This window comes from Enterococcus sp. AZ050 (assembly GCF_051715085.1).
Classification (GTDB): Bacteria; Bacillota; Bacilli; order Lactobacillales; family Enterococcaceae; genus Enterococcus; species Enterococcus faecalis.
Genome location: NZ_JBIOTC010000001.1, coordinates 1,654,712 through 1,669,547, shown reverse-complemented (window position 1 = coordinate 1,669,547; position 14,836 = coordinate 1,654,712). Strand labels below are relative to the sequence as shown.

Genomic DNA, 14,836 nt, shown 5'->3' with positions numbered 1-14,836 from the left:
AATGAAGCCTCTTTTTTGAGAAGCTTCATTTTTTTCTTTTCTTTGATTTATAGTATAGTTAATAGGAAGGAGGTGCCGGTGTGGTCGAATTATTTATTTTAATGATGGAACGGGTGGGCTTAATTATTTTACTGGCCTTTCTTTTAGTGAATGTGCCTTATTTTAAGCGTGTTTTATTAAGTCGTGAAAAAATGTCTTCAAAAGTTCAGTTGATTTTGATTTTTGGTTTATTTGCTATTATTTCTAATTTTACAGGTATCGAAATCGCTAAGAATCAGATTGTTCCCAATAATTTACTAACCTATTTAAGCAGCAATGCTTCCATTGCGAATACGCGTACGTTAGTAATTGGCGTTTCTGGATTAGTGGGTGGTCCGATTGTCGGCAGTACGGTTGGTTTAATTGCTGGCTTTCATCGGGTTATTCAAGGCGGGGGGCATAGTTTCTTTTATGTGCCTGCTTCTTTAATTGTTGGCTTAATTGCTGGTTTTTTAGGGAGCCGCATGGCAAAGCAAACCGTTTTTCCGTCTGCCGGCTTTTCTGCCATTGTCGGAGCGTGCATGGAAATGATTCAGATGATGTTTATTTTCTTTTTCAGCGGTGATCTATCGGATGGAGCCACGTTGGTTCGTTTTATTGCGCTGCCGATGATTTTGTTAAATAGCGTAGGAACGTTCATTTTTATGTCGATTCTAACGACGACATTGAAACAAGAAGAGCAGGCCAAAGCGGTTCAGACGCACGATGTTTTGGAATTAGCAGCGGAAACACTGCCTTATTTTCGAGAAGGACTCAATAAAAATTCCAGCAAAAAAGTTGCGGAGATTATTAAGCATTATACAAAAGTCAGTGCGATTAGCATGACAAACAGTCATCAAATTTTAGCTCATGTTGGTGCAGGAAGCGATCATCATATTCCAGAGCTAGAAGTCATTACAGAGCTTTCTCGGGAAGTGTTACGGACGGGCCAAATGACCATCGCGCATGCCAAAGAAGAAGTTGGTTGTTCGGACCCTAATTGTCCGTTGCAAGCGGCGATTGTGATTCCATTATTTTCCCATCAGCAAATTGTTGGCACCTTAAAAATGTATTTTACGGATCCAGCGCAGTTAACGCATGTCGAGGAGCAGTTAGCAGAAGGTCTTGGGACAATTTTTTCTTCACAAATTGAATTAGGTGAAGCGGAAGTACAATCAAAATTACTTAAAGAAGCTGAAATTAAATCCTTGCAAGCGCAAGTGAACCCGCATTTCTTCTTTAATGCCATCAATACTATTTCCGCATTAATGCGGAAAGACAGTGAAAAAGCGCGGAAACTATTGCTTCAATTAAGTAAATACTTTCGAGGCAACTTACAGGGAGCCGTGCAAACTACGATCCCAGTTTCACAAGAACTAGAACAAGTAAAAGCCTATTTGTCATTAGAACAAGCACGGTTTCCGAATCGTTATCAAGTAACATTTGACGTGGAAGAAGCGGTTGCTTCAGAAAAAGTACCGCCGTATGCGATTCAGGTGTTAGTGGAAAATACCATCAAGCATGCATTTGGCAGCCGGAAGGAGAACAATCAAGTCCGGGTAGTGGTCAAAGCAAAACAACACAAATTACATGTGGATGTGTATGACAATGGGCAAGGGATTCCCGAAGAACGCCGCTTGCTATTAGGAAAGACGACAGTGACTTCGGAAAAAGGCACCGGCACGGCACTGGAAAACTTGTCCCGCAGAATGGCGAACCTTTATGGATCAGAAGGTTGTTTTTTAATTGAAAATTTAGAGACAGGCGGGAGCCATGTTCATTTAGAAATCCCGATGGAACAGGAGGAATTAGATGCACGTATTAATCGTTGATGATGAGCCCTTAGCACGAGAAGAATTGAGCTATCTTGTTTCCCAACATCCGCAAGTGACGAGCGTTGCAGAAGCGGATTCTGTGGCGGAGGCAATGGAAGAGATGATGGATCAAAAGCCAGATTTGTTATTTTTAGATATTCATTTGACCGATGAAAGCGGGTTTGATTTAGCGGAAAAATTAACCCATCTTAAAAAAGCGCCCTACTTGGTCTTTGCAACCGCCTATGATCAATATGCGTTAAAGGCCTTTCAAGTGAATGCAAAAGATTATATTTTGAAACCTTTTGAAGAAGAAAAAATAACACAAGTCATTGAAAAAGCATCGAAAGAAATGGGTCAAGCTGTCCCAGAAAACACTGCTGAAAAAGGACCAAAATCTGAAGCAATACCTATTCAAGGGGAAGACCGCATTTATCTTGTGGCGCCAGAAGATATTTACCTTGTTTCTGTCGAAGAACGGCAACTGAGCATTTTTGTGGATCAACAGGTCTATAAGATGACAGGGACCCTCAACAGTATCGAACAAAAATTACCTGCCACGCTCTTTATTAAAACGCATCGAAGTTTCATCTTGAATCGAACAAAAATTCAAGAAATTCAGCCGTGGTTTAATAACACGTTGCAAGTAATTTTAACCAACGGCTCAAAAGTACCTGTTAGCCGTTCATACGTCAAAGAATTTAAAGAAAAACTTGGCTTAAGTTAAAAAATCACCACTTGAAATGTCGAATGCATTTCAAGTGGTGATTTTTGCATTTGGTGAAGAAATTCTGGCATTTCATGAAAAAAAGCCCTTAAAAAAACGTTTTCTTTATATACTTAACCCATAGAAAACAGACAAAAGGGAGCGAAGAAGAATGGAAAAGAAAGTATATTCATTTTTACAACAAGCAGCAGTTTTTGCCATTATTATGTTAATCGCCAACGGCTTGGCGTTCATTTCCCCAATACCAATGCCTGCTTCAGTAATTGGCATGGTGTTATTGTTCATTGGTTTATGTACAAAAGTTGTTAAATTGGAACAAGTGGAAGGGCTAGGTAATAGCTTATCAACGGTTATTACATTTTTATTTGTTCCTTCAGGGATTTCCTTAGTTAATTCTTTAGGGATTATGCAACAATTTGGCGTTCAAATTGTTTTTGTTATTTTAGTAGCGACACTAGCGTTACTAGCAACGACTGGTTGGACGGGCGCCTTTTTATTGCATATGAAAGATGCTCGAAAAGAAAAAGAACCCGCAGCAACGAAGAAAGCGAAAGGAGAGGTTCGCGCATGAATCCGTATGTTGGCATTATTATTTCATTAGCTGTATTTGGCATAGGTACTTGGTTGTTTAAAAAAAGTAAAGGTTTCTTCTTATTTACGCCATTATTCGTTGCGATGATTTTAGGCGTTGTCGTTTTAAAAGTAACAGGAATTAGTTACGAGCAATACAATGAAGGTGGCAAATATATCAGCTTCTTTCTAGAGCCTGCGACAGTAGCGTTTGCGATTCCTTTATATAAAAAGAGAGACGTATTGAAAAAATATTGGTTAGAAATTTTAACGGCGTTAACAATTGGTTCTTTTGGTTCGCTAGTGGCTGTTTATTTTGCAGGAAAAGTGATTGGCATGGATAATCATTTAGTGGCCTCAATCTTACCACAAGCTGCTACAACAGCGATTGCCGTACCTATTTCTCAAACTGTTGGCGGCATTGCTTCCATTACGGCGTTTACCGTAATCTTCAATGGTGTACTAACCTATGCCTTGGGTCGAATTGCATTGAAATGGTTTAAGATTAACAATCCAATCGCCAAAGGTTTAGCTTTAGGTGCGGCCGGACATGCCCTAGGTGTGGCAGTTGGCATGGAAATGGGCGAAACAGAGGCTGCTATGGCTAGTATTTCTGTCGTAGTGGTTGGCGTAGTTACTGTTTTAGTGGTTCCTTTCTTTGCAACGGTCATTGGTCTATAAAAAAGTGGGCTTCCTCACTTTTTTATGAGTAGCTAATTTCTATCAGCTAACAGTCTCTGCTTATTCTGTGAATGCTAGTTATCACTAATCCGTAGGCTCGGAGTTAAAATGAGTGTAAAAAAGCCAACCTTATCCATAGTAAGGTTGGCTTTTTCGTTGTTTACAGGATTTTTTGAATATAGATAGGTCGGATTGACCAGTCTTTTTATAGAATGGTTGCTCCTAAAGTTTGTTTAAAGTGGCGTAACGCCCATTCGTGTCCTTGTTCATCAAAACTAGCAACGGCGCGTTCAGGAATCATTAATTGATAGCCTAAATTATAGGCATCGACAGCCGTATGCAACACGCAAATATCTGTACAAACACCAGTTAAACAAAGCTCTGTAATTCCTCGTTCTCGTAACCGAATGTCCAAATCCGTGCCACTAAAAGCAGAATAGTGCCGTTTGTCCATCCAATAAACGGTTGCCTCATTTTTGTGAGCTTGATAAAAATCAGCTAGCGAGCCAAACAGATTACGCCCGTCAGTTCCTAAGACATTGTGGGGTGGGAAAAGTTTATTTTCAGGATGATAGTGATCTAGGGGGTCATGCCCATCAATGGCAAAAACCACAAAATCGCCATTGTCAAAATAGTGCTTTGTTTGTTGAACAAGGGCCGTTTCAATGGCTTGTCCAGCGGCACCAGTGGTTAGTTTTCCGTCTGTAGCGACAAAATCATTCGTATAATCAATGGAAATCAGAGCTTTCATTTGGCAACCTCCTAAAGGTTAAAGTTATTTTGTTCATTTTACAGCTTTTAAGAGGGCATTTCAAATGATAAAAGTACATCAAATTTTAAAAAAGCTGTTTCAAAATAAACGCTTTGGCTAAAAAACATGCTATAATTTTGCTACAAATTAAAGCAGGTGAATAGAGTGAAAAGAAAAATCGTACGTTTTATCCTTTGGTTGTTAGGAATCATTGTGGTTATTTGCTTAGGTGTGTTTCTCGCCTTTCAATTATCTCCTAAGCCAGGCGCTTGGGTCATCAACCAGTTATTCGCAGGTGAAGTTGAAATAAAAGATTCAGCTTCCTATGATAAAGCATTGCCCAATGTTCAATTGCAAGAAAATCAAACATACCCTTCTTCAAGAAAAAAGAATACCTTTGATTTGTATTATCCCAAAACGTCAAAACAAGCGGTACCAGTCGTTTTATGGGTCCATGGTGGTGGCTATGTGGGAGGAGATAAGTCTGGGATGAAAGAGTTTGCGACACGTTTAGTGGCTGATTCCTCAGTTGCCTTTATTTCAATGAATTATGAATTAGCACCAGATGCACCTTATCCAAGCCAGCTCCAGCAGGTCAATGAACTTGTTCAATTTTTGTTAGAAAAGAAACAAGCGTATCCCATGTTAGATTTATCTAAGCTTTTTATTGGCGGGGACAGTGCGGGTGCACAGATTGCTCTACAATATGCAACAGTTCAAACCAATGCCAACTATGCCAAAGAACTAGGGATGACTGCAGCGTTGCCGACTAGCCATTTAAAAGGCACACTCTCGTATTGTGGTCCGGTGGATTTGAAACAAATGGCCAACCAACAAAGTGATAATCGTTTTATGAAATTTTTCGTTAAAACAGTGGCTTGGTCCTTGCTCGGCACTAAAGACTGGCAGACGAGTGCAGAACTGCAAGAAGTGAGTTTAGTGGATAAAGTCACCAAAGAATTTCCCCCGACGTATCTAACAGATGGCAATAGTTTTTCATTCCAAGAGCAAGGACTAGCCTTGGTTCAGCGGTTAAAAACTTTAAATGTTCCAGTTTCAGCTCTCTTTTTCAAAGATAAGAAAGCAACGATCACCCACGAATATCAATTCGACTATCAAACAAAAGAAGCTAAACAATGTTACCAAGAAACAGTCCAGTTTGTGAATACGTATAAATAAACAGAGGCCTTAGAAATATTTCTAAGGCCTCTGTTTATTTATTTTTGTCATTTTTTTAGCTGGGAAATATGTATAAATTAAACAAAAATGTTTATTTAATGATGTTTACATGAGAAAAAATCCGTGCTATACTACGAACTCGTTTGTTAATTTTAATGTTAAAAACAACGTTTTTGTTATTTTTGTGAACAAATTAACATTTTATCTTACAAAAAACAGCAAAAAATTCGTTTAGTTAACAAAAAGAAAATTAAAAAATAAATTTTTTTTTTGAAATTAAGAAAATATCTTTAAAAAAATCAGAAGAAAACTTCGTATACTTGAGCCATAGGTTGGTTGTGGAAAGTTTACTTCGAGGGAGGAGTGATGAAGTTAATGAAAAAGAAAATCGCTGTTTTATTGGCAACTTGTTTACTTGTACAACCATTTTTATCTGTTTCAGCGTGGGCGATTGAAGGGGAGCAACAAACGGAACGTACGCAGACACAGCCAAAAACAGCAGAAACCAGTACAAGTGAAGCAACAAAAGAAAGCAGCGCACATTCTACAGAACAGTCATCAATGACGGAATCTAGTGCTATCACAGAAAAAGTAACCACCTCTTCCACAGAAACAAAACCAAGCGAAGAGCAGAAGCAAATCACCTTGACCTTTGAAACAACGGATCAAGCTTTGTTTCAAAATGATGCCAAAAGTTATCAAGTGGTAAAAGAAAAAAATCAGCCACTTCGGACAGAAGAATTACCAAAATGGGCGAATAGTGAGGAAAATGCGACTTTCGTTGGCTGGTCTTATCAAGGAAAAACATATACAAATGAAGAACTTCTTCAATTAGAGTTTTCAGAAGATACACAACTTACGGCTGTCTTTAAACAGAAACTGACACGCATGGCCAGAGCTGTTTCAGTTGATCAGTCCATTGCGGACACAATTGCTCCTGCAGATAAAACAAAAGTGATTGTTGTGCCAAGTCCTGCAGGAGATGGAGCAGCGTACAAAGAATATGCATCGACAGAGGCTGGCTTGAAAGAAGCCTTGTTTGATTTGTATCAACAGGGGAACAATGGCGATTTCACTCTTTATATAGGAAACAATATTACGACGAGTGCGGCGACCACCGCTAAAGTGATTCCTGACACCGTTACGGCAAGTAATATGACCTTTTACGCCTTGCAAGGCAAGGTCAATCATTTAGTGATTACTGGAAACAGCGCGGATCCGATTAGTATGGATCAAACGGCGCCAACGGGTTCTAAGACGTTAGGATTTAATCAAAATATCTATTTTGGCTCAAACATCACTTTGAGAAATCTAAACTATACAGGTACGAATATGTATTTAAATGGTTACAGTTTGAACTTGAATGGCGGTTCTAGTGGAAACGGTCTGACCGTATACGGTGGAACGGATACAGGAGATGTTTCAGGAAACCCAACTTTAACAGTAAATAGTACAGGTACAGGGACATGGAATTTCTATGGCGGAAACCAAAATGGTGGTAATTTAGCTGGAAATCCTACGATTGTTATTAACAATACACGGAGCGGACTAAATACATTAAGTGGGGGCGCCAATATTGGGACAGTGACTGGGAATACTTCATTGGTTGTCAATGATTCTGGTGGCAGAATTGCTTCAATTTATGGGGGCGGTTATGGAACCAACGCAACCAACACAGCGAATGTTACTGGTAACGTCTCAACAAAGGTTGCAATTACGAATGCTGCTACAGGTTTCCAACTAAGTACGTATTATGGCGGTGTTCAATACGGAAATATTGGTGGAAAAGTAACAAACGATATTTCTGGATATGGCCGTTGGTATACAGCGGGACAACGTTTTATTGGTGGCTCTTCCCGCGGCGATATAGGAACGAATCGTGTGACTGATGGAATTACTACAAATTTAAATACACAGTTGTATAGTGCGGGTCGTGCAGATTTTGAAGGAGGCAACCAATATTCTGGAACGATCATCGGAGATATTACGAATGTGGTTACAGCAGGAACGAATACCGCTGGTGGTATTAATGATTTTAACGGCGGTGCTGGTAACAATGTTTCGAAATTTAACAAGAGTCAAATTGGGGCCTCAAATGAAGCAACGTATGATGCTTATACACCACAGCAAAGAGCAGAATTAGCCAAATCGGCAGCAGCTTTTAAAGTTTTCGGAAATATTTCTTCTAAATTAGTCAGCGGTTCGTTTAATAATGGTGCAATTTACTCAACTGCAGCTGGCCGCGGCGGCTATATTGAAGGAAATACAACAATTGAAGTGGGAACAGCGAATGGTGATGGGTCTTTAGGTGGCGATGGTATGGCTTATTCAGGCGCAAAACCGACAAGCTTAGATTATTCAACGACCGATAAAAGTCGTGGGTATAGTTCAGGTTGGGATATTGTTGGTGGCGGCGGCTATCCTGCTAGTAATGATACTTGGGATATCTATATAAAAGGAGATACTAAGACTGTTTTAAATAATACCATTGCTCGCTGGACATATGGTGGCTCTTTTTCAGGTGTCGTTGAAGGCAATACTTCTAACACATTGAATGGCGGGATTGCTGACACATTAGAAGGAACAGGCTATCAAGCAGCTCGAGTTTATGGAAACGGTCAAACAATCGTTAATAATGGTCAAGTCGATTGGTTTCTTTCAGGCGGTGGCTGGAATGATGCCAAAAATGTTGGGAATGTCGGTGTAACGGTTTATGAAGGAGTAATTAATGCTTCGATGGGCGCTTCTTATGGAGCAAGCGGTGGCCATACAATTACTGGTAATTCAGACAATCGCATCTACGGAGGAAATTTCTCAGGAACTCCTCGGACAGGCGCGAACGGTTTTTCAGGTGGGATTACCAATGCGGGCTCACTTCTTGGAAATGCCAAACTCTTAATTGATTTAAGAAATTACAACGGAGAGTTTAAGTTGCCTGGTAATACCTACATTACTGGTGGTCGGCCCTATGGTCAAAATACGACACTAGGAACGGATGAATCAAACACAATTACTTTAAATATTTTCACTAAAACAGGTGTGGAATCTCTAAATGGGGCCAGCATTTACGGTGATGGTGGAACCAATGCTGCGTATACCAAGAACGGCAAGATTACAATGAATATTCAAGCAGCGGGTTCTAGTATTGGAAATTTATATGCGACACAGTATTCCAATATCAGTGGCGGAAAAATCTTACGTGATGTTACCGCAAATGTTCAAGGTGCAGTTAGTATTAACGGTTTATCCGGTGGTTCATCAACAGATAATTTCACTAATGCAATTGTGAATGCTAGTTCAAATAAAGTGGCCTTTAACTTTGGGACTAACGTTGACGGCACCAATAACTATCAAACAGAACCACTAAATGCGACAGGCTTAGGCGTTGTCAACTTTACGGAATTGAATGTCACTAATGGCATTAAATTAATGGCTAATGGTGGGAACATCAAAAATGGCGTTTCTGCTACTGCCGCGAACCACAGTACGACTTACAATGAATTCGGATCAATTCATCTATCTAAAAACGCTGGAATTGGGATCACCAACACGGCCAATTTAATTTCAGCTAGCAAACTAACGGTTCAGGATCATGCAACATTAGAAACAATTCCTGGTACAGGTAAAGTAAACATTGCGGATTTTGAAGCTGTCGATCCAACAAAAGATGAACTTTTATGGATTAAACCAACGACAGATACAACTGCTTTGGTGGATAGCACAGGGACTTGGTTTGGAAATGTCAAAGCCTATCAGGTCTTGACGATTAATCCAACGGTCAATAATGCTACAAAACTTACGCCAACAACGTTTCATGGGATTGAAAAAGCGACTGGAAAAACATTTATTGGCGATAACGATGTGACCAAGGGCGCCAATGGCTATGGAATAGCAATTCCTGGCTCCATCATCGATTACGAAGTGGAAACGCCTGGAATTGTGGCAGGTGCAGGTACTATTTCTCATGATGTAAAAGAGGTCAAAGCCGGCAATGCGCCATTAACCTTACAAGCGTGGGGCACCGAAGTAGCTGGACAAAAAGTTCAAAAAGGACGATTGATGATTCCGACCTCAAGTGCTTTAACACCAACCCTAAGCTTCCTTCCTGACGAAGTAACAGGTTCTTGGTTGCACCAAGGAACGGTTAAATCTAGTGAAGTTGGGAGCGCGATAGAGCAAATTCCAGAGCAAAAAGATACCACCCCGCTTTCATGGAAAGCGACGAATATGAACTACAGTTATCAGGTGAAAGTTCAATTTTCAAATAAAGTGGAACTTTCGGGGCAATCGGTGATTGTCACAGAAGATGAGGCAGCGCAACTAACGACTGTCGATAAAGTAATAGAAATGCTTGGCGCAAAAGGTCGGCCGTTTTTCAAAACCTCATTAAAAGAGACGGATTTACCACAAATTCAAGCGCCGTTAGCAGAAAAAACTGTATCGCGGACACATGATATTCAATTAGAAGCAGGGACGTCAGGAGATAATTTGCAAAACAAAACGGTTCATTTAGTTGTTGTGAAAAATGAAAGTGTCCTTGCCAAAGATCGTTCGTTTGCTTTGTATGCGACAAGTGCGCATTTGAAATTAAAAGAAGCAAATGGCTTAACGAATTCAGACGAGTTGGCACAATGGACACAAGCAACGGTGATTTTCGCAGATGGTCGGTCCAATCAAACACCAAGTCTTGATGCCGCAACCTTCCAAGCCGTTCAGCAAGCGAAACCAGAAGAATTAGCCAAAACGGTGCCAGCCAATTATCAATTTACAGAAGCTGGTGAAACGTTAAATAAAAAAGTCAATGTGTCTATTTCAGGTGAATTAACGTTAGAAAAAGTACCTAAAACAATTGATTTTGGCAAACAAAAAATTTCTGCCAAGCCAGAAGTTTACTGGCCAACTCTTTCAGATGATTTAGTCGTTCAAGACACACGCGGGACAGAAAGTACGCCTTGGAAACTGAATGTTCAGGTAACGAATCCCTTAACGAACGGCACAGATCAATTGGAAGATTTGTCATTGGTTACAGACAAAGGAGAATTTTTACTCAATAAAGGAGACACGGTTGTTACAGAAAATGAAGGCTCAGGTTCAGGTAGTTATACAATTAACCAAGGTTGGGGTGCGGCAAACCAACGGGGAATTAAACTATCTGTGCCAGTCGAGAAACAAAAAGTTGGCGAATTCAAAGGGACATTGTCATGGTCATTAGTTATGGCGCCATAACAAGGAGGAGAGAAGTGAGATGAAAAAATACCTTTTGCTTAGTTGTTTTTTAGGTCTTTTCAGCTTCTGTCATTCAGACACTGCGTTTGGGGAAGCAGCTTATGAAAATAGTGGTGTTGTCTCCTTTTATGGAACGTATGAATATCCCACAGAAGAGTCGACAACAGCGACTAGTAATTCTTCCACAACGACCGAACCCACCAAGCCAGCTGACGGAGGCGCTTCATCCGTCCTTTCTTCTGGCGTATATGGGTCGCGACAAGGAAGATTACCAGCGACAGGTACCACCAATCAAGGACCATTTATTTATTTGGGAATCAGCCTTATCACTATAGGCATATTATTTATTAAAAGGAGAAGAGAAGATGAAAAAAACAGTATTAGCAGTAGTAGGGATTGTAGGATTTAGCGGTGTCCTAGCGACACAACAAGCATTTGCGGAAGATATTAACGTGAACTATACAAGTAATGGCGCCATTACATTTGAACCAGATACAGATCCAACGAAGCCAGTTAACCCAACCAATCCAGATGAAAAAGTTGAACCAGAAGATCCAACTGACCCAACTGGACCAAAACCAGGGACTGCAGGCCCCTTATCAATTGACTATGCTTCAAGCTTTCAATTTGGCGCCCAAAAAATCACTTCCGATACGAAAGATTATTACGCACAAATTCAAACATTTAAAGATGGAACAACAGGTCCCAACTATGTTCAGGTAACGGATAAACGTGGGACACAAGAAGGCTGGACGTTAAGCGCTGTACAAAATGCGCAATTCAAAACAGCCCAAAATGAAGAATTAGTTGGGGCCGCTTTGTCGATTGCCAATGCAGGTGTGACATCGATTGTTGATGCCGCATACGCGCCAACACCAACAGCAGCACATACCTTTGTTCCTGGAACAGAAGTAGAATTAGTCAAAGCAGAAGATGGCAAAGGAATGGGGACTTGGGTCTATCGTTTTGGGAAAGATGCGACAGAAGGTGCTACTGCCGTGAAATTAAATGTCCCAGGTAAAGCGATTAAATTAGCAAAAGAATATCGTACGACCTTAACATGGACATTGAAATCTGTACCAACGAATGTTGGAGGCTAAGTAAATGAAAAAAACAGTCGTCTACTCCTTGTTATTCGGAACAATGTTGCTTGGCGCCACTGTTCCTGCTGAAGCGGCGACGGTCGTTTTTGATAGCGAACAGTCGATTGTTTTTACCCCAAGCACAGATGGGACGGATCCAGTAAATCCAGAAAATCCTGATCCAGAAAAACCAGTTCGACCAGTCGATCCAACGAATCCTGATGGACCTAATCCAGGTACCCCTGGGCCGCTTTCCATCGATTATGCCTCAAGTTTGGATTTTGGGAGTAATGAGATATCGAATAAGGATCAAACGTATTTTGCCAGAGCGCAAACCTATAAAAATCCAGATGGTTCAGCAAGTGAATTGGCAACTGCTAATTATGTGCAAGTAAGTGATTTACGGGGAACCAATGCTGGCTGGGTTTTAAAAGTGAAACAAAATGGTCAATTCCGTAATGCAGAAACATTACACAAAGAATTAACAGGCGCCACCGTTGCCTTTACTGAGCCCAGTGTGCGCTCAAATGCGACGGACGTATTGCCGCCAACTGCTACCGCAAACATTCAATTAGATGCTGCGGGCGCAGAAACTGTTGTCATGCAAGCCCCAGAAAAGACCGGCGCCGGAACGTGGATCACGCTGTGGGGGCAAGCAGAAAAAGTGACCGAAAAAAATCAACAAGGACAGCAAGTAAATGCCACAATCACACGGGCAATCTCACTAACTGTTCCCGGGAAAACCCCTAAGGATGCAGTACAATATAAAACAACTTTGACTTGGCTACTTTCAGATGTACCAGTAAATAATGGAGGGAAATAAATGAAAAAGACAAAAGTAATGACATTGATGGCAACCACAACTTTAGGCGCATTGGCACTTGTACCAATGAGTGCATTAGCAGTCGACGGTGGTGAATACCAAACAAACGGAGCGATTCAATTTGCACCAAATACGAACCCAACGAATCCAGTTGATCCGACGAATCCAGATCCGGATAAACCAATTACGCCAGTTGATCCAACTGATCCGACAGGGCCTAAGCCAGGGACAGCAGGTCCGTTATCCATTGACTATGCATCTAGCTTATCTTTTGGGGAACAAACGATTACCTCAAAAAATATGACCTACTATGCAGAAACACAAAAATACAAAGATAATGCTGGTGCCGACCAAGAAGGCCCGAACTTTGTTCAAGTCTCAGATAATCGTGGGACTGAAACAGGTTGGACGCTAAAAGTAAAACAAAATGGTCAATTCAAAACTGAAGCCAACCAAGAACTAACAGCGGCTAAAGTAACTTTAAGCAACGGACGCGTGGTTTCAGCTTCACAATCTGCAAAACCAACGACAGCGCCAGCTACGATTGAATTAAACCCAACTGGAGCTGAATCAGTGGTCATGGCTGCTGGCGATAAAGAAGGTGCAGGTACGTACTTAATGAGCTGGGGCGATAGTGTAGATGCCGCTAAAACAAGTATTTCATTAGAAGTACCTGGTTCAACCACAAAATATGCGAAAAAATACACGACAACTTTTACTTGGACTTTGACAGATACACCTGCTAACACAGGAAACTAAGAACGACAGCATACACGCAAGATCGGGATATAAGTCAAAAATTTTTGGCTTATCTTTCGGTCTTTTGGTGCTTATAATACAACAAAGAATGACAGACATAGGAGAATGAATATGAACAGATGGAAAGTATATGCAACGGTAATCGCTTGTATGTTATTTGGCTGGATTGGCGTGGAGGCGCACGCTTCTGAATTTAATTTTGCGGTCACACCAACAATTCCCGAAAATCAAGTGGATAAATCAAAAACCTACTTTGACTTAAAAATGGCGCCTGGTGCCAAACAAACCGTAGAAATTCAGTTACGCAATGATACAGATGAAGACATTACCATTGAAAATACGGTGAACTCAGCGACAACAAATTTAAATGGCGTAGTAGAATATGGCCAAAACGGGATCAAACCTGACAAAACTTTACGCTTTAACTTAAAAGATTATGTGGAAGCACCGAAAGAAATCATCTTGCCGAAGCATTCCCAAAAGACCTTACCTTTAACCATCACGATGCCTAAAGATTCTTTTGATGGCGTGATGGCTGGCGGTATAACACTCAAAGAGAAAAAGAAAGAAACCACGACTTCTGCGGATCAATCAAAAGGGTTAGCTATTAATAATGAATACTCCTATGTTGTGGCTATTATTCTTCAGCAAAATGAGACAAAGGTTCAACCAGATTTAAAATTACTGGGGGTTAAACCAGGCCAAGTCAACGCGCGAAACGTCATCAATGTTTCTTTACAAAACCCACAAGCGGCCTACTTAAACCAATTACATTTAATCAACACTGTTTCAAAAGGAGGCGAAACGCTTTACCAATCCGATACTGAGGATATGCAAGTGGCGCCAAACTCTAACTTTAGTTACCCAATTTCTTTAAAAGGGGAACGATTAACGCCAGGGAAATATGTCTTGAAATCAACAGCCTATGGTGTAAAAGATGAAAAGGGCACCTATCAAGTCAAAGGCGCCAATGGTGAAGAACGGTACCTGTACAAATGGGAATTTACAAAAGAATTTACTATTTCTGGGGACGTCGCTAAAGAATTAAATGAAAAAGACGTAACCATTAAAGGAACCAATTGGTGGTTGTATCTACTGATTGCATTAATCATTATAGCGCTGCTCTTATTGATTTTCTTCTTGTATCGTAAAAAGAAAAAAGAGGAAGAACAACAATCTGAGTAATAAAAAGGGCTATCTATTGAC

The 14,836-nt window shown here is 40.6% G+C and carries 12 protein-coding genes; 11 read left to right on the top strand and 1 reads right to left on the bottom strand.

From position 1 onward, the window contains the following. The first annotated feature begins 80 nt into the window (after positions 1–80). The 4 genes from IGJ04_RS08115 (at position 81) to lrgB (ending at position 3,810) form a co-directional block, all read left to right on the top strand. On the top strand, positions 81–1,850 hold the full coding sequence (locus tag IGJ04_RS08115) for a sensor histidine kinase (protein WP_071646835.1): 1,770 nt from the start codon (positions 81–83) through the stop codon (positions 1,848–1,850). After that, positions 1,831–2,559 (top strand): LytR/AlgR family response regulator transcription factor, encoded by a 729-nt coding sequence (locus IGJ04_RS08110; protein ID WP_002367483.1) that lies wholly within the window; start codon positions 1,831–1,833, stop codon positions 2,557–2,559. The genes IGJ04_RS08115 and IGJ04_RS08110 overlap by 20 nt, the downstream gene beginning before the upstream one ends. A gap of 151 nt (positions 2,560–2,710) precedes the next feature. Next, positions 2,711–3,130: an antiholin-like murein hydrolase modulator LrgA gene (gene lrgA, locus IGJ04_RS08105; protein WP_002354829.1), complete on the top strand. Its 420-nt coding sequence runs from the start codon at positions 2,711–2,713 to the stop codon at positions 3,128–3,130. Next, on the top strand, positions 3,127–3,810 hold the full coding sequence (lrgB, locus tag IGJ04_RS08100; protein WP_002354830.1) for an antiholin-like protein LrgB: 684 nt from the start codon (positions 3,127–3,129) through the stop codon (positions 3,808–3,810). Before lrgA ends, lrgB begins: the two co-directional genes overlap by 4 nt. 205 nt (positions 3,811–4,015) lie before the next feature. Here the strand turns inward: lrgB and IGJ04_RS08095 are convergent, their stop codons facing one another. After that, a complete protein-coding gene (locus tag IGJ04_RS08095; RefSeq protein WP_002383189.1) occupies positions 4,016–4,561 on the bottom strand; it encodes a cysteine hydrolase family protein in 546 nt (181 codons plus the stop codon). Between the two features lie 165 nt (positions 4,562–4,726). Between IGJ04_RS08095 and IGJ04_RS08090 the strand changes: the two genes are divergently transcribed. The 7 genes from IGJ04_RS08090 (at position 4,727) to IGJ04_RS08060 (ending at position 14,815) form a co-directional block, all read left to right on the top strand. Next, positions 4,727–5,740: an alpha/beta hydrolase gene (locus IGJ04_RS08090; RefSeq protein WP_438840108.1), complete on the top strand. Its 1,014-nt coding sequence runs from the start codon at positions 4,727–4,729 to the stop codon at positions 5,738–5,740. Positions 5,741–6,106: 366 nt separating this feature from the next. Beyond that, positions 6,107–10,966 carry a hypothetical protein gene (locus tag IGJ04_RS08085; protein WP_438840107.1) on the top strand — a complete coding sequence of 1,620 codons (4,860 nt, stop codon included), beginning with the start codon at positions 6,107–6,109 and terminating at the stop codon, positions 10,964–10,966. 19 nt (positions 10,967–10,985) lie between these two features. Beyond that, positions 10,986–11,375, top strand: a complete 390-nt coding sequence (locus IGJ04_RS08080) for an LPXTG cell wall anchor domain-containing protein (protein WP_002365408.1) — start codon at positions 10,986–10,988, stop codon at positions 11,373–11,375. Next, the gene (locus tag IGJ04_RS08075; RefSeq protein ID WP_002354838.1) at positions 11,332–12,066 is read left to right on the top strand and encodes a WxL domain-containing protein; all 735 of its coding nucleotides are present in this window, start codon (positions 11,332–11,334) and stop codon (positions 12,064–12,066) included. Before IGJ04_RS08080 ends, IGJ04_RS08075 begins: the two co-directional genes overlap by 44 nt. Before the next feature lie 4 nt (positions 12,067–12,070). Beyond that, positions 12,071–12,871, top strand: coding sequence for a WxL domain-containing protein (locus tag IGJ04_RS08070; RefSeq protein WP_002385162.1), 801 nt, complete (start codon positions 12,071–12,073; stop codon positions 12,869–12,871). After that, entirely contained in the window at positions 12,872–13,630 is a 759-nt protein-coding gene (locus IGJ04_RS08065) for a WxL domain-containing protein (protein WP_002383195.1), read from the top strand. Positions 13,631–13,735: 105 nt separating this feature from the next. Then, the gene (locus IGJ04_RS08060; protein ID WP_438840106.1) at positions 13,736–14,815 is read left to right on the top strand and encodes a DUF916 and DUF3324 domain-containing protein; all 1,080 of its coding nucleotides are present in this window, start codon (positions 13,736–13,738) and stop codon (positions 14,813–14,815) included. Positions 14,816–14,836: the final 21 nt, after the last annotated feature.

Coding starts and splice junctions, on each gene's coding strand:
- IGJ04_RS08110 (WP_002367483.1), top strand. CDS start 1,831: ATGCACGTATTAATCGTTGATGATGAGCCCTTAGCACGAGAAGAATTG.
- lrgA (WP_002354829.1), top strand. CDS start 2,711: ATGGAAAAGAAAGTATATTCATTTTTACAACAAGCAGCAGTTTTTGCC.
- lrgB (WP_002354830.1), top strand. CDS start 3,127: ATGAATCCGTATGTTGGCATTATTATTTCATTAGCTGTATTTGGCATA.
- IGJ04_RS08095 (WP_002383189.1), bottom strand. CDS start 4,561: ATGAAAGCTCTGATTTCCATTGATTATACGAATGATTTTGTCGCTACA.
- IGJ04_RS08085 (WP_438840107.1), top strand. CDS start 6,107: ATGAAGTTAATGAAAAAGAAAATCGCTGTTTTATTGGCAACTTGTTTA.
- IGJ04_RS08080 (WP_002365408.1), top strand. CDS start 10,986: ATGAAAAAATACCTTTTGCTTAGTTGTTTTTTAGGTCTTTTCAGCTTC.
- IGJ04_RS08075 (WP_002354838.1), top strand. CDS start 11,332: ATGAAAAAAACAGTATTAGCAGTAGTAGGGATTGTAGGATTTAGCGGT.
- IGJ04_RS08070 (WP_002385162.1), top strand. CDS start 12,071: ATGAAAAAAACAGTCGTCTACTCCTTGTTATTCGGAACAATGTTGCTT.
- IGJ04_RS08065 (WP_002383195.1), top strand. CDS start 12,872: ATGAAAAAGACAAAAGTAATGACATTGATGGCAACCACAACTTTAGGC.
- IGJ04_RS08060 (WP_438840106.1), top strand. CDS start 13,736: ATGAATATGAACAGATGGAAAGTATATGCAACGGTAATCGCTTGTATG.